The organism is Glycomyces sp. NPDC048151, assembly GCF_043202775.1.
Classification (GTDB): Bacteria; Actinomycetota; Actinomycetes; order Mycobacteriales; family Micromonosporaceae; genus Glycomyces.
In genome coordinates this window covers 63657-82086 of sequence record NZ_JBIDBB010000011.1, presented here as the reverse complement: position 1 = coordinate 82086, position 18430 = coordinate 63657, and the positions used below count along the sequence as shown (strand labels likewise).

General features: G+C 71.3%; 16 protein-coding genes. 6 read left to right on the top strand and 10 right to left on the bottom strand.

The features are described from left to right. The first annotated feature begins 17 nt into the window (after positions 1–17). Positions 18–1046 carry a LacI family DNA-binding transcriptional regulator gene (locus ACGGCP_RS24305; protein ID WP_392970380.1) on the top strand — a complete coding sequence of 343 codons (1029 nt, stop codon included), beginning with the start codon at positions 18–20 and terminating at the stop codon, positions 1044–1046. Here ACGGCP_RS24305 and ACGGCP_RS24300 read toward each other — a convergent pair. Next, positions 1043–1447 (bottom strand): MarR family transcriptional regulator, encoded by a 405-nt coding sequence (locus ACGGCP_RS24300; protein ID WP_392970759.1) that lies wholly within the window; start codon positions 1445–1447, stop codon positions 1043–1045. The two genes, ACGGCP_RS24305 and ACGGCP_RS24300, sit on opposite strands and share 4 nt — an antisense overlap. A 171-nt stretch (positions 1448–1618) precedes the next feature. On the opposite strand from ACGGCP_RS24300, the gene ACGGCP_RS24295 reads away from it, so the two are divergent. Continuing rightward, entirely contained in the window at positions 1619–2437 is an 819-nt protein-coding gene (locus ACGGCP_RS24295) for an NAD(P)H-binding protein (RefSeq protein WP_392970378.1), read from the top strand. On the opposite strand, the gene ACGGCP_RS24290 is transcribed toward ACGGCP_RS24295, so the two are convergent. Further along, positions 2434–2886, bottom strand: coding sequence for a hypothetical protein (locus ACGGCP_RS24290; protein WP_392970376.1), 453 nt, complete (start codon positions 2884–2886; stop codon positions 2434–2436). The two genes, ACGGCP_RS24295 and ACGGCP_RS24290, sit on opposite strands and share 4 nt — an antisense overlap. A 296-nt stretch (positions 2887–3182) precedes the next feature. Between ACGGCP_RS24290 and ACGGCP_RS24285 the strand changes: the two genes are divergently transcribed. Then, positions 3183–5423 carry a carbohydrate-binding protein gene (locus ACGGCP_RS24285; RefSeq protein ID WP_392970374.1) on the top strand — a complete coding sequence of 747 codons (2241 nt, stop codon included), beginning with the start codon at positions 3183–3185 and terminating at the stop codon, positions 5421–5423. A 244-nt stretch (positions 5424–5667) separates the two neighbouring features. After that, complete coding sequence (locus ACGGCP_RS24280; RefSeq protein ID WP_392970372.1) at positions 5668–6243, top strand: TIGR03086 family metal-binding protein; 576 nt, start codon at positions 5668–5670, stop codon at positions 6241–6243. A 48-nt stretch (positions 6244–6291) separates the two neighbouring features. On the opposite strand, the gene ACGGCP_RS24275 is transcribed toward ACGGCP_RS24280, so the two are convergent. The 4 genes from ACGGCP_RS24275 to ACGGCP_RS24260 form a co-directional block, all read right to left on the bottom strand. Further along, positions 6292–8001 (bottom strand): DUF6055 domain-containing protein, encoded by a 1710-nt coding sequence (locus tag ACGGCP_RS24275; protein ID WP_392970369.1) that lies wholly within the window; start codon positions 7999–8001, stop codon positions 6292–6294. Between the two features lie 331 nt (positions 8002–8332). Beyond that, positions 8333–9193 (bottom strand): LPXTG cell wall anchor domain-containing protein, encoded by an 861-nt coding sequence (locus ACGGCP_RS24270; protein WP_392970366.1) that lies wholly within the window; start codon positions 9191–9193, stop codon positions 8333–8335. 331 nt (positions 9194–9524) lie between these two features. After that, the gene (fdhD, locus tag ACGGCP_RS24265) at positions 9525–10346 is read right to left on the bottom strand and encodes a formate dehydrogenase accessory sulfurtransferase FdhD (protein ID WP_392970363.1); all 822 of its coding nucleotides are present in this window, start codon (positions 10344–10346) and stop codon (positions 9525–9527) included. 109 nt (positions 10347–10455) lie between these two features. Next, positions 10456–12768, bottom strand: coding sequence for an FdhF/YdeP family oxidoreductase (locus ACGGCP_RS24260; protein ID WP_392970360.1), 2313 nt, complete (start codon positions 12766–12768; stop codon positions 10456–10458). A 215-nt stretch (positions 12769–12983) separates the two neighbouring features. On the opposite strand from ACGGCP_RS24260, the gene ACGGCP_RS24255 reads away from it, so the two are divergent. Then, complete coding sequence (locus tag ACGGCP_RS24255; RefSeq protein WP_392970357.1) at positions 12984–13637, top strand: cellulose binding domain-containing protein; 654 nt, start codon at positions 12984–12986, stop codon at positions 13635–13637. A gap of 3 nt (positions 13638–13640) precedes the next feature. On the opposite strand, the gene ACGGCP_RS24250 is transcribed toward ACGGCP_RS24255, so the two are convergent. The 4 genes from ACGGCP_RS24250 to ACGGCP_RS24235 all read right to left on the bottom strand — a co-directional run bounded on the left by ACGGCP_RS24250 (position 13641) and on the right by ACGGCP_RS24235 (position 17527). After that, positions 13641–14846, bottom strand: a complete 1206-nt coding sequence (locus tag ACGGCP_RS24250; RefSeq protein ID WP_392970354.1) for a nucleotide disphospho-sugar-binding domain-containing protein — start codon at positions 14844–14846, stop codon at positions 13641–13643. Positions 14847–14916: 70 nt separating this feature from the next. Beyond that, positions 14917–15951 (bottom strand): S66 peptidase family protein, encoded by a 1035-nt coding sequence (locus ACGGCP_RS24245; RefSeq protein ID WP_392970351.1) that lies wholly within the window; start codon positions 15949–15951, stop codon positions 14917–14919. A 34-nt stretch (positions 15952–15985) separates the two neighbouring features. Beyond that, the gene (locus ACGGCP_RS24240; protein ID WP_392970348.1) at positions 15986–16762 is read right to left on the bottom strand and encodes an alpha/beta fold hydrolase; all 777 of its coding nucleotides are present in this window, start codon (positions 16760–16762) and stop codon (positions 15986–15988) included. 48 nt (positions 16763–16810) lie between these two features. Then, on the bottom strand, positions 16811–17527 hold the full coding sequence (locus ACGGCP_RS24235; RefSeq protein WP_392970345.1) for a YqjF family protein: 717 nt from the start codon (positions 17525–17527) through the stop codon (positions 16811–16813). 9 nt (positions 17528–17536) lie between these two features. Between ACGGCP_RS24235 and ACGGCP_RS24230 the strand changes: the two genes are divergently transcribed. Next, positions 17537–18430: an RNA polymerase sigma-70 factor gene (locus tag ACGGCP_RS24230; protein WP_392970342.1), complete on the top strand. Its 894-nt coding sequence runs from the start codon at positions 17537–17539 to the stop codon at positions 18428–18430.

Genomic DNA, 18430 nt, shown 5'->3' with positions numbered 1-18430 from the left:
TCGAAGAGGTGCAGCAGATGAGCAACCGCCCCCGGGCGACCCTGACCGAGGTGGCCGAGCGCGCGGGCGTCTCCAAGGCCACCGCCTCCAAGGTCCTCAACGGCCGCCCCGGCGTGGCCGACGAGACCCGCAGGGCCGTGCGAGAAGCGATCGCCGAGCTCGAGTACGTGCCGACCACCGGCCCGCGCGAGACGCCTGCGCCACAGACCGTCCACGTCGTGTTCGACACGCTCCTGAACATGTACGCGGTGTACGTCCTCGACGGGATCGTCTCCGGCGGCAGGGAGCTCGGCGTCGAGATCGTCACCAGCTCCCTGGAGGCCGAGACGCCGGGCGCCAACGACCCGATCGGCACCGACCGGATCAAGGCGATCGCCGCGCAGGGCGCCGCAGGCCTGGTGCTGGTGACCGCGCAGCTGACCACCGAGGAGATGGACGCCTGCGAGCAGCTGGGCCTGCCACTGGTCGTCATCGACCCGGCCAACCCGCTCGACGAGCGCGTCACGAGCCTCGGCGCGACCAACTGGGCCGGGGGCGTGCAGGCCACCCGGCACCTGCTCGACCTGGGGCACACCAGGATCGGCTTCGCGGGCGGCCCGGCCGGGTCGCTGCCCGCGCGCGAGCGCCTGCACGGCTACCGGGAGGCGCTCGAGTCGGCGGGGATCGAGGTCGACCCGGCGCTCACCGGCTCGGGCACGTTCTACGCCGAGACCGGTGCGGCCCTGACGAACCGGATGCTCAACCTCGCCGACCCCCCGACGGCGATCTTCGCCGCGAGCGACAGCATCGCCGTCGGCGTCATCCGCACCGCGCGGCAACGGGGCCTCGACGTGCCAGGCGACCTCAGCGTCGTCGGCTTCGACGACACGTACAACGCGATGTGGATCGAGCCGCCGCTGACCACGGTGAAGCAGCCGCTGCGGCAGATGGGCCGCGTCGCCGCCCGCACAGTGCTCGACCTGGCCGCCGGGAAGGTCCCCGACTCCCACCACGTGCAGCTCGCCACGAGCCTCGTCGTCCGCGAGTCCACCGCCCCGCCGCGCTAGTCGCCCGGCTCCTCCAGGGCGCGCTCGTAGGCGAGCAGCGTGTCGACGAACAGCCGCCGCTGCTCGTTCGTCATGGGCGCCAGGGCCTTCCGCCACGCAGCGGCGCTCCCGGCGAGCCAGGCCTCGATCTCCTCGCGCTCCCCGGAGGCGATGCTGACGATGCGGCGGCGCCGGTCGTCCTCGTCTTCGCGGCGCTCCAGTACGCCCTTGCGGCTGAGTTCAGCGACCATGAGGCTCACCGTGGTGGGCGCGACCTCGAGGCGGACGGCGAGGTCGCTGACCGTCGCCGGGCCGTCGAAGAGCAGGAGCGCGAGCAGCGAGAGGTGGCGCGGGCTCAGCTCGAGGGAGCGGACGCGCTCGGGCACGGGCAGGCGCTTGGCCCGGCCGACCATGCGCGGCATGAGCAGCAGGAGCTCCCGGATCGCGTCGTCGGGGCTTGACAAGCGCCCACCTCCAAATTACCTTTGACATAAAATAATATTTGCAAGCAAAGCAAATAGATTCCAGGTCCATGCTACCGAGGGCGCGCCCCGCGCCTCGCGTCCGCATGCCCTCCGAACAGGAGCAACCCCATGACCATCCTCGTGACCGGCGCCAAAGGCAACATCGGCTCCCGCCTCACCGCCCGCCTCGCCGCGACCGGGCACCGGGTCCGGGCGACCGCCCGCGACACCGCCGGGCTCGACGTCCCCGAAGGCGTCGCGACCGCGACGCTCGACCTGACCGACCCCGACCCCGCCGTCCTGCAGAGCGTCAGGACCGCCTTCCTCTACCCGACCTTCGGCGACATCACCGGGTTCCTCACCGCCGCAGCCGAAGCAGGGGTCGAGCACGTCGTACTGCTCTCCTCCCCCGCCGCGTACGACCCGGTCGAGCACGCGGGCCCGATCGGCGCCGCGCACCAGGCGATCGAGGCCGCCGTCCGCGACTCCGGGCTCGGCCACACCGTCCTCTACCCGTCCTGGCTCGCCACCAACCCGGCCCGCGACTGGGCCGAGCAGCTCCGCGCCGGCAGGGTCGCCGTCGCCCACCCCGAGTGGCGGGTCAACCCGATCCACCTCGACGACATCGCCGAGGTCGCCGCCGACCTCCTGGTGCGCGAGCAGTTCCGGGGCCGCAGCCTCATCCTCACCGGTCCCGAGTCGCTCAGCCAGCGCGAGGTGATCGCCCGGATCGCCGCGGCGCGGGGCAAGCCGATCGAGGTGGTCGCGCTGACGCACGAGGAGGCGCTGGCGGCCCGGCCCGGGTGGTTCCCCGAGGCGATGTTCGCATCGCTCCTGCAGGTGGCCGCGAACTTCGGCGACCGCCCGGCCACGGTCAACAACAATGTGGAGCGCGTGACGGGCCACCCGGCCCGGTCCTTCGACGAATGGCTGCGGGGCAACGGCTAGCCGACTGGTCCCGCCTTCTCGGACTGCGCCGACGGGTAGCGCTCCTCGAGTTTCGCCCAGGTGCGTTTCGAGAGGGTCCAGCGGAAGAGCCGGAGGCGTTCGTATTCGCCGTCGGGGCGGAGGACGAAGAGCCGGCGGTCGGAGGCGACGAAGCGCTCGCCGCGCTCGAGGGGCCTCGTGAGCTGCATGCCGGCGCCCTGCCTGACCTCCCAGTAGCCGCGTTCGTCGACCTTCGCGAAGGGGATCGCGAGGCAGGCCAGGGTGATGAGCGCGAAGACGCCTCCGGCGATGCCGAGCACGGCGAGGATTTCGAGGAGCGCGGCGAGGTCGGGGACCGCGGAGAGGTCGTCGCCGTCCTGCACGGAGTCGACGAGACCGAAGACGAGCGTGACGGCGGCGCCGAAGGCGCCGACGATCGGCACCATCCACAGTGAGGGGCGAAGCTTCATGAGGGTCCTTCCATTATTGCAGCAGACGTTACCGGCCGAAGCGCGACCGCAGGGTCCCGCTCCACCGCCCGCCGGATCTTCGCCTGTAGGCGGCCATTGCGATGTAAGCGTTCGCACGCTATCCTGACAACACTCCATTATATCGATTCAATTCAATGTTTCGATGCTATTCGAATCGGTCGAGCGCCCCCGGCACGGCGCTGCGTCCGCGTGCCTTCCCCCTTGTGCCGCAGCGCGCCCCCGCGCGGTTCCATCGCCGCGGCGGGAGCGCCCCTCACGTCAGATTGGGAGCGAACATGAACGAGTCCACCCCGCTGCGCAGGCGCCTGCGGGCGCCCGCGGCGGCGGCCGCCGGGCTGGTCGCCGCGGCCACGGCCGTGGTAGCGATGACCGGCGCGAACGCCGCCACCGTCCGCTACGAGGCCGAGACCGCGCCGGCCGTGTGCGACGGCCTCATCGAATCGAACCACACCGGGTTCTCCGGCTCCGGCTTCTGCAACTCCAGCAACGCGGTCGGAGCCGCGGCCCAGTTCACCGTCAACGCCTCGAGCGCCGGGACGGCGACCCTCGCCATCCGCTACGCACACGGCGCCACCGACTCCCGCCCGGCGAACATCGTCGTCAACGGGTCCACAGTCCAGTCCGCCAGCGCGTTCGCCGCGACCGGGGCGTGGACCGCGTGGTCGACGAAGACCGTCACGGTGCAGGTCAACGCCGGGAGCAACACCGTCCGCCTGGAGGCGACCACCGCCGCGGGCCTGGCGAACATCGACTACGTCGAGCTCACCGACGGCGCCACGGCCCAGACCGGGGCGATCATGGAGGACCTGGGGCGCGGGGTCACCGTGGTCCCGGCCAGCGGCGGGAACCTGGTGAGCTGGCGGCTCCTGGGCACCGACTCGTCGAACACGGCGTTCAACGTGTACCGCAACGGGACCCTGCTCAACGCCAGTCCGATCACGGGCGCCACCAACTACCTCGACACCGGCGGCAGCGGCACGTACACGGTGGCGGCGGTGAACGGCGGGACGGTCGGCTCCCAGTCGGGCGCCGAGGCGGTGTTCAATTCGAGCGGCTACAAGGACATCCCGATCCAGGCGCCCGCGGGCGGGACGACGCCGTCGGGCGAGGCGTACACGTACAACGCGAACGACATGAGCGTGGGCGACCTCGACGGCGACGGGCAGTACGAGTACATCGTCAAGTGGGATCCGAGCAACGCGAAGGACAACTCGCAGTCGGGGTACACCGGGAACGTCTACATCGACGCGTACCGGCTCAACGGCCAGCGGCTGTGGCGGATCGACTTGGGCCGCAACATCAGGGCCGGGGCGCACTACACGCAGTTCCAGGTGTACGACTACGACTCCGACGGCGACGCGGAGATCGCGATGAAGACCTCGGACGCGACGGTCTCGGGCACCGGGCAGGTGATCGGCTCGGCGAGCGCGGACTACCGCAACTCGAGCGGGTACATCCTCACCGGCAGCGAGTACCTGACGATCTTCAACGGCGCCAACGGGGCGATCCTGGACACGATCAACTACCAGCCCGCGCGGGGCACGGTGTCGAGCTGGGGCGACAGCTACGGGAACCGGGTCGACCGGTTCCTCGCCGGTACGGCCTATCTGGACGGTCAGCATCCGAGCATGGTCTTCTCGCGCGGTTACTACACGCGCAGTGTGATCTGGGCGGTGGACTTCAACGGCACGGACCTGGTGTCGCGGTGGGTGTTCGACTCGAACAGCGCCGGGAGTCAGTACGCGGGCCAGGGGGCGCACAGCCTCTCGATCGCCGACTTGAACGGCGACGGGAACCAGGACGTGGTGTTCGGGGCGATGGCGGTCGGCTCGAACGGGCAGGCGCTGTGGAACACCGGGTTCGGGCACGGCGACGCGCTGCATGTGAGCGACCTGGTGCCGTCCCGGGCGGGCCAGGAGGTGTTCATGGTGCACGAGAGCAGCAGCCAGCCGTCCTCCAGTCTGAACGGGTCAAACGGGTCGATCCTGTTCCAGACGTCCGCGAGCGGCGACAACGGCCGTGGCGTGGCGGCGAACGTGCTGGGTTCGAACGCGGGCGCCGAGTACTGGTCGTCGAACGTGAGCGGTCTGCTGAACGCGTCGGGCGCGAACATCGGGGCGAAGCCGGGGTCGATCAACTTCGTGTCGTGGTGGGACGGGGACGGCGAGCGGGAGCTGCTCGACGGGACCGCGATCGCGAACTACCCGTCGGGGACGCTGCTGTCGGGTTCCGGTGTCGCGTCGAACAACGGGACGAAGGCGACCCCGGGCCTGTCGGCGGACCTGTTCGGGGACTGGCGCGAGGAGGTGGTGTGGCGCACGAGCGACAACAGCGCCCTGCGGATCTACGCGACGTCGTCCCAGACGAGTCTGCGGATCGCGACGCTGATGCACGACCCGCAGTACCGGGTGGCGGTCGCGTGGCAGAACACGGCGTACAACCAGCCGCCGCACCCGAGCTTCTACATCGGCAGCGACGTCACGAGCTACCCGTTCCCGGCGATCCAGACGCCGTAGTCCTCCCCCAGAGGAACCGGGGCCCGCGCTCGTCGGCGCGGGCCCCGGCCCTTCACACGGAAAGGTCGGTCTCCGGGATCGGGCCCGGCGGGTCCGATGCGTTCGTCGCCGCCTTCCACGCTGGTGGCCTTCACTTCCACGGTACGCCCGCGGCGGCCCGCGCGGTTCGGGCTGCGCCGATGATTCCGCGCGGGCCGTGTCGTCTCTATGCGAAAGGCGCCTATTGAACGGGGAGCGATTCCACATGCACGATTTCAAGCTCGTCACCGACCGGGTCGCGGGCCTGCTCAGCGGCGTGTCCGACGCGCTGTTGTCCGGCCCGACGCCGTGCGGGCATTACACGCAGGCGCAGCTGCTCAACCACCTGCTCGGCCTGTGCCTGGCGTTCACGGCGGCCGCGAGGGGCGAGACGGGGCCGTTCAACGACGCGCCTCCGGGCGAGCCGCCCACAGGCCTCGAAGCTGGATGGCGGGACGAGCTGGAGCAGAGGCTCGGCGTGCTCGCCGACGCGTGGGGCGAGGCATCCGCTTGGGAGGGGGACGCGCTGGCGGGCGGCGTGACGCTCCCGGCTCCGGTGATGGGCCTGGTAGCGCTCAACGAGGTCGCGGTCCACGGCTGGGACCTGGCACGGGCGACCGGCCAGCCGTATGAGCTCGACGACGCCACGCTTGGCGCGCTCACGGCGTTCGTCGCCCAGGACGCGGACGACCAGGCCGCCCGCGACGGGATCTACGGCCCGGCGCTGCACCTCCCGGAGGACGCCGCCCCGCTGGACCGCCTCATCGGTCTGACGGGCCGCGACCCGCTCTGGCGCCCTTAGCAAACCGGGGCGGGCCGTGCGGCCCGCCCCGGTCCTGTTCGTTCGGTGTTATGAGGGCGTGGCGCCGGTGATGGTGAGTTCGTACGGGAACGGGTCGCCGACGCCGGTCTGCCACATCGTGTAGTTGCGGTGCTGGGACGGGGTGGCGGCGACGACGAGCATCATGTGGGTCTCCCCGCTCTGGAGCGAGAAGTTCGCGGTCTGGCCCGGTGTGTAGAGCGGGCTGTAGCGGACCGAGAAGTCGGCCTTGACGGCGACGAGGCGGAAGCGCCAGTCGGCTCCGGCGAGGCTGGAGGCCCCGGTGAGCTGGACGCCGACGCTGCTCGTGGTCGGGTTGAGGCGGATCATGTTGTGGCCGTACTGGTGCGGCGCGTCGCTGTTGGCGATGCGGTACCGGTTCGAGCCGAGGCTGGTGAGCGGGTCGGTGTGGAGGGGGCGGTAGGAGCCGCCGCCGCGCCACAGGTCGGTGCGCATCGCGGCGCCCTGGTCGAAGTCGTAGACGACCTGGCGGGAGGTCATCTCGCCGATGAGGGTCGCGAACTCCTGGTGGTCGAGCTGGAGGACGCGTTTGATGGTGTCGATCGGGTGCTCGCCTTGGCGCGCTTCGTACCAGAGCCGGTCGACGGCTTCGGCACCGTAGAGTTCGGCGATGGTGTCGAACATGAGCCAGTCGCCGTAGTAGGTCTCCTGCGCGAGCCAGCGGAAGTGCTGGCGTTCGAGGTAGTAGCCGGAGCCGAGGACGACCTCGGGGCGCTGCATGCGGGCCATGTAGTTGGCGTGGGCCTCCCAGACGGGCCCGGCGACCGGGTTCCCGGCGCCCCAGCCGCCGCCGTTGCCCATGTCGATGTTGATGTCGACGGCGTAGGACTGGAGGATGTGGTTGAACTCGTGGGACTCGACCCAGTCGTCCCAGATCTTGTCGTAGGGCAGGCAGATGTGGCCGACGCCGATCTCGTCGGGCCCGGCCCAGTTCGCGGGCGGCAGGAACCCGTTCGACCAGGTCCCGCACAGGTAGACGTTGATGCGGTACCGGGAGCCGGTGTCGTGCTCGGCCGGGTCGACGAAGCCGACCTGGTCGACGTAGTAGTCGTAGATCTCCTCCATGTGGTCGGCGACCCACTGCGGGTAGTTGCTGTAGCCGTGCTGCTGGCCCCAGGTGACGGCGTTGACCGCGTCGCCCCAGCGGACGGTGAAGTTCTCCGATTCGACGAAGTTGGACGTGGAGGCCCCGGCCTCGATGAGGAACGCGGGCGTGCGGGTCTGCTTCTGCTGCTGGGGGTTTCCGGTGGGCTCGCTGCTGGTGGGCGAGTTGGTGGGGGTGTTCGTGGGGGTGCTGGAGCCGCCGCAGGCCTGGCCGTTGACCTTGAAGTTCGTCGGGGTGGTCCCGGTGCCGGTGACGGTCATCCCGAAGAGCTCTTTGGTCTGACCCGCGGTGATCTGGGCGTTCCAGCCGACGTCCTCGCCGGTGAAGTGCGCGCCGGACTGGGTGTAGTCGACGTTCCAGGCGTTCTGGACGGTCGAGCCGTTGGGGAGGTCGAACTCGACCTTCCAGCCGTTGACCGATTCCGATCCGGCCTTGATGGACACGGCGGCGTTGTGGCCGGTGCCCCACTGTGAGGTGATGGAGTACTGGACGGCGTCGCAGGCGGCGGCAGATGCCGGAGCTGCCGCCACTACGGCGACGGACGCGGCCACGACCGCCCCCACCGCCAGTCCGACGGCGCCGAGCCGCCGTTTCCGGGTTCGCGTGACTTCCATGGGTGGCGCTCCTTCGCTCGGGCGCTTCGCTGCGCCCTCGGCCGGGCGGTGCGGCCCACGCAGGCCCGGGGCCCGCACCGCAATTAATATTTACGGACGTAAATATTAGATCGCGGTGTCCGCTGACGGGGCAAGCGATTGGGTTTTCGGAAACTCCCCTGGGGACGCCAGCGCTTCAGCGCACGGCGGGCGCGGGTGCGCCCGCCGTGCGGCGGCGGCTAACCGGTGCGGCAGCGCGGGACCCGGTTCGCGTCGGCGCGGATGGCGCCCTTGGGGACAGGTTGAAGCCCCGGCGCACTCAGCTCGCCGGGGCCTGGTGAAGGTCGATCGATCAGCTGGTACCGCTGGGGCCGCGACGACGGCCGAAGAGGTAGGCGCCCAGGCCGGCTGCCGTGAGCGCGCCCGCTGCGAGCAGCAGGCCGGTGAGTTCCTCGCCGGTCTTCGGCAGCTGGGCCGGAGGCTCGGACTCCTCTTGTTCGGGAGCGGGAGCTTCCTCCTGCTCCTCCTGCTCCTGCTCTTCCTGCATCGGAGCTTCCTCCTCAGCAGGGGGCTCCTGCGCGGCCGGCGGCTCCTCGGCGGGAGGCTCTTCAGCAGGCGGTTCCTCAGCCGGCGGTTCTTCCGGCGGAGGCTCCTCGGGCGGAGGCTCTTCCGGCGGAGGCTCCTCAGGCGGAGGCTCTTCAGGCGGAGGCTCTTCCGGAGGCGGTTCCTCCGGAGGCGGTTCTTCCGGCGGAGGCTCCTCTGGCGGAGGAACCGTGCCGGGGCAGGCGTGCGTCAGGTTGAACGAGTCGGCGCCGCCCTCCACGGTGTTGATGACCGCGGACGCGCCGATCAGCGTCCAGCCCGCCTCGGCGACGACGAACGCCTTGTTGTCGCCCGAACCCTCGACGAGGGTCCCGCCGAGCGTCTGCTCGTTGCCCTCGTTGTCCTCGAAGGTCGCCGACAGCGAGATGAAGTGCGCGTCTGGGTCGCCTTCCGCTGGAAGCACGAACACCCAGCCGTCCTCGAACTCGCCGAGCTCTGGCAGGTTGTCGCAGCCGCCGCCGAAGTCCTCGGCGGTGGTTGGGATGTTCCCTGGATTGATGGATACGTCGACGTCCTCGCCGTGCGAGGCGCTGGCCGTCATCGGTATCGCGATGAGGAATGCGGAGGCACCGGCGAACACCGTGCCCCGCAGGAATGACTTGAGAGACATGTCGCCTCCCGGTGGATGTGCCTTCGTGGGCACGCGGAAGCGAATGGGCGCAGTAACTTTCGGCGGCGCCGGATCGCTGGCACGGCGCCGTGCGAAACGGGCGCCGCTACGCGGCCGAGTGCCGCGGGCGCTCGCCCGTGAAGGCCTCAGCCGGAGGATGCACGGCCGGGACCGATGGTCAGGCGTAGGAACACATCGAAGACGATCTACTCGTTAGGCAAGGATCGAATGGTTCCGATTTAGGATAAACATGGTTTCCACCACGTCGGCATCCCCCGAACAGGTCTTCAGGCCTGACCGAAAGTACTAGTTGCCCAAAGTTACCGGTGGGTCAGACGATGCGGTCGGGCCTGGTGTAGAGGTTCATCGTGTCGTCGCGGACGAAGCCCGCGAGCGTCAGGCCCGACTCCTCCGCGAGCTCCGCGGCGAGCGACGACGGGGCCGATACCGCTGCGAGGACGGGGATCCCCGCCATGACCGCCTTCTGCACCAGCTCGAAGGAGGCCCGGCCCGAGACGGCAAGGATCTTGCCGCGCAAGGGGACCTGGTCCTCGCGCAGGGCCTGCCCGAGGACCTTGTCGACCGCGTTGTGCCGCCCGACGTCCTCCTTCGCGGTGAGGAGCGTCCCGTCGGCGGAGAACAGCCCGGCGGCGTGGAGGCCCCCGGTGCGGTCGAAGATCTTCTGCGCCTTGCGGAGCAGACCCGGTAGGGACGCGAGCGTGTCGGCGTCCACCGCGGTGTCGTCCTCGGCGACGCTCCATGCGGCCTTCGTGCGGACGTCCTCGAGGCTGTCCTTGCCGCACACCCCGCACGCCGAGGTCACCGTCGTGTTCCGCTTCGCCGACTTCGGCAGGGCCGCCACGTCGGCGGCCAGGACGATGTCGAGGAGGTTGTACGTCTGCTCGCCGTTCGCGTCGACGCCCGCGCAGTAGCGCATGCTCACGATGTCGCGCGGCCGGGTGATGACGCCCTCGGCGAGCAGGAACCCGGCCGCGAGGTCGAAGTCGTCCCCCGGGGTGCGCATGGTCACCTGCAGCGATTCGCCCCCGACCCGCAGTTCGAGCGGCTCTTCGACGGCGAGCGTGTCGACCCGCGCGGACCGGTGCTCCCCCGCGACTCGGACGGTCTTGCGGCGGACGGTGACGCGACCCATGCGGCTTCAGGTTCCCTTCAGGCGGCTTCAGCTCCCCTTCAGGTTCGGCGAGCTGTACTTGCCTGTATAGCGCGGCGGGCCGCCGAACAGCGAGGAAGGAGGTCCGAACTCACGACCCGCCGCTGTCGGCCTCGAAGCGCACCACGATCGACTTCGACGTCGGGGTGTTGCTCGACTCCGCGACCGAGTCGAGCGGCACGAGCACGTTCGTCTCCGGGAAGTACGCGGCGGCGCAGCCGCGCGCCGTCGGGTAGTGGACGATCCTGAAATGCGGGGCGCGCCGGTCACCGTCGGACCACTCGCTCACCAGATCGCAGTACGCGCCGTCGGCCAGGCCGAGCTCGGCCGCGTCCTCGGGGTGGACGAGCACCACTCTCCGCCCGTCGTGAATGCCCCGGTAGCGGTCGTCGAGACCGTAGATCGTGGTGTTGAACTGGTCGTGGCTGCGCAGCGTCTGCAGCAGCAGCCGCCCCGGGCCCGCCTCCGGCGACGTCACCGGGTTCACGGTGAAGTTCGCCTTCCCTGTGGCCGTGGGGAACACGCGCCCGTCGCGCGGCGCGTGCGGCAGTGCGAACCCGCCCGGGACCCGGGCGCGCGCGTTGTAGTCCTCGAAGCCGGGCACGACCCGCTCGATCCGTTCCCGAACCAGGTCGTAGTCCGCGGCGAACGACTCCCACGGCACCGGGTCGTCCGGCCCGAACACCGCGCGGGCCAGCCCGGCCACGATCGCGACCTCCGATCGCATCTCCGCGCTCAGCGCCGGAACCGAACCCCGCGAGGCGTGCACGATCCCCATCGAGTCCTCCGCGGTGACGAACTGCTCCCTGCCGCCCGGCGCGTCGACATCGGTGCGGCCCAGCGCGGGCAGGATGAGCGCCCGCGCGCCCGTCACCACGTGCGAGCGGTTGAGCTTCGTCGACACGTGCACCGTCAGGCGGCATCCGCGCATCGCGTCCTCCGTCGCGGCCGTGTCGGGCGTGGCCGCGACGAAGTTCCCGCCCATCGCGAAGAAGACCTTGACGCGGCCCTCGCGCATCGCCCGGATCGTGCCCACGGTGTCGAGGCCGTGGTCGCGCGGCGGCGCGAAGTCGAACTCGGTGCCCAGCGCGTCCAGGAACCGGTCGGGCATCCGCTCCCAGATGCCCATGGTCCGGTCGCCTTGTACGTTGGAGTGCCCTCGCACCGGGCACACGCCCGCGCCCGGCCGTCCGATGTTGCCGCGCAGCAGCAGGAACGCGACGACCTCGCGGATGGTCGGCACGGCGTGCCGGTGCTGCGTCAGGCCCATCGCCCAGCAGACCACGATCTTGTCGGCGGCCAGGACCATCGCCAGCAGCCGCTCGATCTCCTCGGCCGCCAGGCCGGTGCGCTCGACCGCGTCGGCCAGGGCGGCGGCGTCGCCGTCGGGGTCGTCGGCGCCGTGGTGGGCGGCGAAGGCGTCGAAGCCGTGGGTGTGGGTGGCGATGAAGTCGCGGTCGAGGGCGTCGGGGCGGGTCTGGGCGGTGCGCAGGAGCATGCGGTTGAGGATGCTGAAGAGGGCGAGGTCGCCGCCGACTTTGATCTGGAGGAAGAGGTCGGTGAGCTGGGTGCCTTTTCCGGCGAGGCCGCGTGCGGTCTGGGGGTTCTTGAAGCGCTGCATGCCGGCTTCGGGGAGGGGGTTGACGGTGGCGATCTTGGCGCCGGCGCGTTTGGCGTGTTCGAGGGCGGTGAGCATGCGGGGGTGGTTGGTGCCGGGGTTCTGTCCGGCGACGATGACGAGGTCGGCTTGGTGGAGGTCGTCGAGGGTGACGCTGCCTTTGCCGATGCCGATGGTTTCGGCGAGGGCGGCGCCGGAGGACTCGTGGCACATGTTGGAGCAGTCGGGGAGGTTGTTGGTGCCGAGTCGGCGGGCGAGGAGCTGGTAGAGGAAGGCGGCTTCGTTGCTGGTGCGGCCGGAGGTGTAGAACGCGGCGGCGTCGGGGGTGTCAAGGTCGTGGAGTTCGTCGGCGATGAGCCGGTAGGCGTCGTCCCAGGTGATGGGTTGGTAGTGGGTGGCGCCTGCGGGGAGGTGCATGGGGTGGGTGAGGCGGCCTTGCTGGCCGAGCCAGTAGCCGGTCTTGTCGGCGAGGTCGGTGAGGGGGTGGCGGGTGAAGAAGTCGGGGTCGACGCGGCGGCGGGTGCCTTCTTCGGCGACGGCTTTGGCGCCGTTCTCGCAGAATTCGGCGGGGTGGCGGTGGGCGGGTTCGGGCCAGGCGCAGCCGGGGCAGTCGAAGCCGTCGGTCTGGTTGATGCGGCGGAGGAGGGGGAGGCCGCGTCGGGCGCCTGCTTGGTGGTGGACGACGCGGAGGGAGTTGGCGACGGCGGGGAGGCCGACGGCGTGGTGTTTCGGGGGGCGGACGTCGGGGTCGTCCTGGGCGGGGTCGTGTTCGGGCGCCTTGCTCATCGGGGAAGTGTATGCCGGGGCGGGCGGGGAGGTGAGGGTTCTCTGGGGGTGTGTTTTCTGGGTGAAATCCCTGCTCTTGGTGGCAGAGGTGGGGGTATCGGGGCGTTTCGGCGCGGACTGTCGGGGGGTGGTGGTGCGGGTATCCTGGGGGGCCGGGCCGGCGCGGGTCCTGCATCCCTGTCCCGTGTTTCGGTCCTTTGTGGAAGGCGGTGGCGGTGGAGGAGTCCGGTGGCGCGCCGGGTGGGCGCGGGCGTCTGCACGGTCGGCTGCTGCAGGTGCTGGGCGGGGTGTCGGCGGTTGCGGTGGTGGTCGCGTTGTGGCAGTTCGGGGTGTTCGGCAGCGGCCCTGAGCGTGACGCGGTGAACGTGGCGGAGGACCTGGAGTCGCTGTCCATTCCGGAGGGTGTGAGCGAGTCGGGCAGCGCTTCGGCGCAGGCGTCGAGTGCGGCGGTGGAGTCGCCTTCGGCGTCGTCGGCGGCGCCGAGTACTGCTGCGGCGGTGTCGGAGTCGCCGTCGAGCGCGGTGCCGTCGGCGCCGGTGGAGACGTCGGCGGCCGTCGAGGAGGGCGGGTCGGCGGCGTGCACGGCGAGTCTGACGGTGGCGCAGGAGTGGGAGGACTCGGTGGAGGTGACGGTGGAGGTCGTCAACGCCGGGAGTGTCGCGTTGGAGGCGTGGGAGGTCGATCTGGACCTGCGGGACGTGTCGATCTACAACCACTGGAACATGCGGGAGCTCGATCGCGGCTGGTACGGCAACGAGGACTGGAACGCGCGCCTGGATCCGGGCGAGGACGCGGTGGCGGGGTTCCAGGCTGAGGTCGACGACGGCGCGGAGGTGCCGGGTTCGGTGTCGTGCTCGGCGCGGTCGTGACGTTCAGGTGTCGAGGAGTCGTTTCGCTGCGGTGGCGGCGCCGTCGGTGCGGATAAGCTTCGCGGTCGCGGCGGCTCGGGCGCGGATCTGCGGTGTGAGTGTGGTTTCGATTGCGGCTGTGAGGGATCGGGTGGTGAGGGTCGGGCCGGTGTGGGCGGTGCCGATGCCGAGTTCGCTGACGCGGCGGGCCCAGTAGGGCTGGTCGACGATCTGCGGGAGGACGGTCTGGGGCGTGCCCGCGACGGCGGCGGTCGCGGTGGTGCCCGCGCCGCCGTGGTGGACGACGGCGGCGACGCGCGGGAAGAGTTGTTGCTGGTTGACGTCGTCGACGGTGATGCAGTCGTCGCGGTCGTCGACGGGGGCGAGGTCGGCCCAGCCGCTGGCGAGGACGATGCGGCGGTGGTTGCGCCGGGCGGCGCCGACGGCGATACGGGCGATGTCGTGCCTGGGGCGCATGGGAATGCTGCCGAATCCGATGTAGACGGGCGCGGGTCCGGCGTCGAGGAACGCGTCGAGTGCGGCGGGGAGCGGCCGCTCATCGGGGAGGATCCACGGGCCGGTCTGGGTGATGCCGGTGTCGTCGGGGTGGAGCGGGTCGAGGACGGGGTCGGTGGCGAGCAGGGGCTGTCCGGTGTGGACGTGGTCGCGGACGTTGACGAGTGGCGGGAGTCCGTTCGCGGCCCGGAGCCGGTTGACGGGTGCGCCGTAGAGGGCGTGCATGCTGTCGGCGTCGTGGGCCCAGAGTGCGAGGTTGCCGCCGCTGGCGGGGAGGGGCCGCCCGGGGCGTTCGGGCGGCGGGTGGGTGCGCGAGGGCAGGAGCGTCGGCTGGAGGCTGACGTGGCGGTAGCGGATCCCGAGCGCGTCGGCGGCGGTGCGGGCCGCTGCGGCGGCGGGGAACATGCCGGTCGCGCAGATCATTTCGCATCCGGTTGCGGCGGTGAGGATCGCATTGAAGTGCTCGTCGAGGACCGCGTCGGTGCGTGCGGCGAAGTCCCCAGTCGGCGGGGGCCCGGTGCCGGTGACGAGGGGCCGCACGGGCCGCCCGGCGGGGACCATCGGCATGTCGGCGGCGGCGAGCAGCCGCGCGAACTCGGGGTCGGGCGGCGCGCACACGACCGCCTCCGCGCCGAGCGCCCGGAGGGCGACGGCGAGCGCGGCCATCGGTTCGACGTCGCCGCGCGAACCGTAGGTCGATATGAGCACCCGCATCGCGCCTCCGTTCGAACGGTTTCGGCTCGGGCCGCCCATTCTGGCGCGCGGGTGCAAACGCGGCGCGGGTTCAGTAGGTCGCGGTGAGGGTGCGGTTGTCGCCGTCGACGCGGACGGTCCCGCCGTAGGGGATGACGAGCTGCGGGTCGGTGTGCCCGAAGTCGACGCCGAGGACGGCGGGCGTGGAGGGCGCGTACTCGTCGAGGGCGCGCAGGACCGCTTCGCGCTGTTCGGCGCGGAACCGGTCGGCGTCGGACTCGTCGAGCCTGCGGTCCATACTGGAGGATTTGGGCCGGCCCATGAGGAACGCCGCGCAGCGGGCGAGCAGGCCGCGTTCGCCGATCGCGCGGAGGACGCGGTACACGTCGTCCGCGCTCGGCATCTCCTCGGAGGTCTCGAAGAACAGGACCGCGCCGTCGAACGCGTCCGGGGCCGGGATGCAGCGGTCGGCCATGAGCAGCCACGACACGATCTCGAGGCTCCCGCCCCATGTCGGGCCCTCGACGGCCGGGCCACGGTTGCGCCACTCCCAGGGCGCGGCGGCGCGCATCGCGGGCGGGTGCGTGAAGGTGGCCGGGTCGGCCCAGTCCCCCGAGGTCTCGCCGAACTCGGCCGGCTCGGCGAGCGTGAACGGCCCGGAGGTGAACAGGGCCGCCCGCAGGGACGCCTCGGTGACCGGGTGCATGGCGTGAGGGCGGCCGAACGCGGTCATGACCGCGCCGCCGTGGTAGGAGACGATCCCGGTCTCGGCGAGGTACGCGAGCAGGTTGGTGCAGTCGGAGAACCCGAAGAACGGCTTGGGGTTCGCGGCGATCAGGTCGCGGTCGAGGTGCGGGAGCACGGTGATCTGGTCGTCGCCGCCGATACTGGAGACGACGGCCTTCACCGTCGGGTCGGCGAACGCCGCGTGCAGGTCGGCGGCGCGGTCGGCCGGGGCCGCGCCCATCCGCCGCGTCGCCGGGTACTCGACCGGGACGAGCCCGAACGACTCGGTCAGGCGGCGCAGGCCCAATTCGTACGGCAGGGGCAGCGCGGCGGGCAGGCCCGAGGACGGCGAGACGATCGCGACCCGGTCGCCGGGCGCTGGTTTCGGCGGGTACAGCACCCCGACAGGCTACCGGCGGACCGGTGCCGTGCGGTCAGATCGTGCGGAGGAGGTCGCGGAGGGCGTCGTTGAACTGTTGCGGGCGTTCCATGTTGGGGTAGTGGGCGGCGCCTTCGACGACGCGGGCCGTGCCGGTGCCGACGAGCGCGACGAGGCGTTCGGCCATGCCGTTGTGGTCGGGCGAGTCGAGCGCGCCGTTGATCGCGTGGACGGGCACGTCGATGCGGGGGACGCGCTCCCAGGTGTCCTCCGGCGGGACCATCCACTTCGGCTCGCCGAAGGTGTGCTTGGCGAACGAGCCGCGGATCATTTCGAAGAGGCGGCGCACGACCTCGGGGTCGAGGTCGTCGAGGGTGCGGGTGGGGCCGTGCGTGAAGCGCATGAACGTCGCGATCGCGGCCTCGGCGTCACCGGCGGCCATGTGCGTGCCGAACTCGGCGAGGACCGTGTTGGTCCAGGGGTCGGTGAACTCGGGTTCGCTGGTGCCCGTCCCGGAGACGACGACGGCTTCGACCAGGTCGGGGTGGTCGAGGGCGACATCCACGGCGATGCCGCCGCCCATCGAGAGTCCGATGAGGACGGCGGGGCCGGTGTCGAGGCGGCGCAGGAGCGCGGCGAGGTCGTCGCCGTGGCGGAACGGGCCGGAGGCGTTGGGGGAACGGCCGTGGCCGCGCGCGTCGGCGGCGATGACCCGGTGGTCGGCCGCGAACACCGGGATCTGGTCCTCCCACATGCGGTGGTCGAGGAACCCGCCGTGGACGAAGACGAGGGGGCGGCCCGACCCGGTGTCGCGCCAGAACAAATCCGTCATGGCCACCACGTTGCCACAGATCCGCGGCCGCCGCTGACCCCCGAACCCTCAGCGGCCGAAGCGGACCGACACTCCCGGGGAGGCGAGGACGCTCATCGGCTCCCCCGCGACCCGCAGTCCCGCCGCGGCGAGCAGGTCCTCGTCGCATTCGACGAGCTCGGCGCGGTACAGCGGCCAGCGCGGGTGGTCGTTGCGGAGGTACCGGAGGCGTCCGGCGACCGTGTGGTGGAGTCCCCAACGGGCGGTGAGGAAGTGCTCGAGCGGAGTCGGGTCGTGGAGGGGCGGGCCGGTGCGGACGGTGATGCGGGCGCGGGCGCCGCGGGGTCCGGGCCAGCGGCGGGCGGTGGTGTAGGTGCGGGTGTCGCCGCGGGTGCGGATGGCCATGCGGGACCAGGTGTAGGGGAGGCGGAAGCCGGTGCGGGCGGCGAGGACGGGGACGAGGCGGGCGGCGTCGAGGGAGCGGAAGGCGACGCCGCGGCGGCCTTGGGCGTCGACGGTGTAGAGGCGGACGTTGATCTCGGGGAAGGTGCCGAAGTAGGGGATGCCGGGGAGGCCGAGCCAGCCGACGCGGTGCATGCGGAAGGGGACGAGGCCGACGTAGGTGTCGCCGTCGAACGTGTCGGGGACGGTCCCGGGCGGGATGAGGCGGGCGGCGGTGTCGACGGGGATGCGCCAGTGGAGGAAGGCGAGGTCGAGCCAGGACTGGGTGAGGAAGGGGCGGGTGACCGGTGCGGGCGGGTCGGGGGTGACGGGCTGCGCGTGCATGGGTCCAGGATGGCAGGGCCGGGCTGGCGGTGCGGGGGGTTCGGGCCTTACGCTGCGGGCGTGGAGGTTTTCGAGGAGCGGCGCGGGCTGCTGCAGGCGGTGGCGTACCGGGTGCTGGGGACGGTGTCGGACGCGGAGGACGTCGTGCAGGAGGCGTGGCTGCGCTGGAGCGGGGTCGACGCGGACGCGGTGGAGGATCCGACGGCGTACCTGGTGAAGGTGACGACGCGTTTGGCGGTGGACCGGTTGCGGAGCGCGCAGGTGCGGCGGGAGTCGTATGTGGGGCCGTGGCTGCCGGAGCCGGTGCTCACGGGCGGGGATGTGGCCGATGACGTGGCGCTGGCGGACACGGTGTCGTCGGCGATGCTGCTGGTGCTGGAGACGTTGTCGCCGCTGGAGCGGGCCGTGTTCGTGCTGCGTGAGGCGTTCGGCTACTCGCACAAGGAGATCGGGGAGATCCTGGACCGCAGTGAGGCGTCGGTGCGGCAGACGGCGATGCGGGCCCGGGAGCATGTGGAGTCGCGGCGGCGGCGGTACGACACGGATCAGGTGACGCGTCGGCGCGCAGCGGAGTCCTTTCTGGAGGCTGCGGCGGGCGGGGACCTGGCGGGGCTGATGGCGGTGCTGGCGCCGGACGTGACGCTGGTGTGCGACGGTGGCGGGCTGGCTCCGGCGCCGCGGCGGGTGCTGGAGGGTGTGGAGCTGGTGGCGAACGCCTTGATCTCGTTCACGCGGCGGATGCCGGAGGAGCCGAGTGTGGGCTTCGAGGAGGTGAACGGCGGCCCGGCGGTCGTGGTCCGGTCGGGCGTGGCGGCCGCGGTGGTGATCATGCTGCACCTGGTCGACGGGGTGGTCGAGGAGATCCACCTGGTGTCCAACCCGGAGAAGCTCGGCGCTATGTGA

Excerpts from the sequence above, each read along its gene's own strand:
- ACGGCP_RS24305 (WP_392970380.1), top strand. The coding sequence starts at position 18 with ATGAGCAACCGCCCCCGGGCGACCCTGACCGAGGTGGCCGAGCGCGCG.
- ACGGCP_RS24300 (WP_392970759.1), bottom strand. The coding sequence starts at position 1,447 with ATGCCGCGCATGGTCGGCCGGGCCAAGCGCCTGCCCGTGCCCGAGCGC.
- ACGGCP_RS24295 (WP_392970378.1), top strand. The coding sequence starts at position 1,619 with ATGACCATCCTCGTGACCGGCGCCAAAGGCAACATCGGCTCCCGCCTC.
- ACGGCP_RS24290 (WP_392970376.1), bottom strand. The coding sequence starts at position 2,886 with ATGAAGCTTCGCCCCTCACTGTGGATGGTGCCGATCGTCGGCGCCTTC.
- ACGGCP_RS24285 (WP_392970374.1), top strand. The coding sequence starts at position 3,183 with ATGAACGAGTCCACCCCGCTGCGCAGGCGCCTGCGGGCGCCCGCGGCG.
- ACGGCP_RS24280 (WP_392970372.1), top strand. The coding sequence starts at position 5,668 with ATGCACGATTTCAAGCTCGTCACCGACCGGGTCGCGGGCCTGCTCAGC.
- ACGGCP_RS24275 (WP_392970369.1), bottom strand. The coding sequence starts at position 8,001 with ATGGAAGTCACGCGAACCCGGAAACGGCGGCTCGGCGCCGTCGGACTG.
- ACGGCP_RS24270 (WP_392970366.1), bottom strand. The coding sequence starts at position 9,193 with ATGTCTCTCAAGTCATTCCTGCGGGGCACGGTGTTCGCCGGTGCCTCC.
- fdhD (WP_392970363.1), bottom strand. The coding sequence starts at position 10,346 with ATGGGTCGCGTCACCGTCCGCCGCAAGACCGTCCGAGTCGCGGGGGAG.
- ACGGCP_RS24260 (WP_392970360.1), bottom strand. The coding sequence starts at position 12,768 with ATGAGCAAGGCGCCCGAACACGACCCCGCCCAGGACGACCCCGACGTC.
- ACGGCP_RS24250 (WP_392970354.1), bottom strand. The coding sequence starts at position 14,846 with ATGCGGGTGCTCATATCGACCTACGGTTCGCGCGGCGACGTCGAACCG.
- ACGGCP_RS24240 (WP_392970348.1), bottom strand. The coding sequence starts at position 16,762 with ATGACGGATTTGTTCTGGCGCGACACCGGGTCGGGCCGCCCCCTCGTC.
- ACGGCP_RS24235 (WP_392970345.1), bottom strand. The coding sequence starts at position 17,527 with ATGCACGCGCAGCCCGTCACCCCCGACCCGCCCGCACCGGTCACCCGC.
- ACGGCP_RS24230 (WP_392970342.1), top strand. The coding sequence starts at position 17,537 with ATGGCAGGGCCGGGCTGGCGGTGCGGGGGGTTCGGGCCTTACGCTGCG.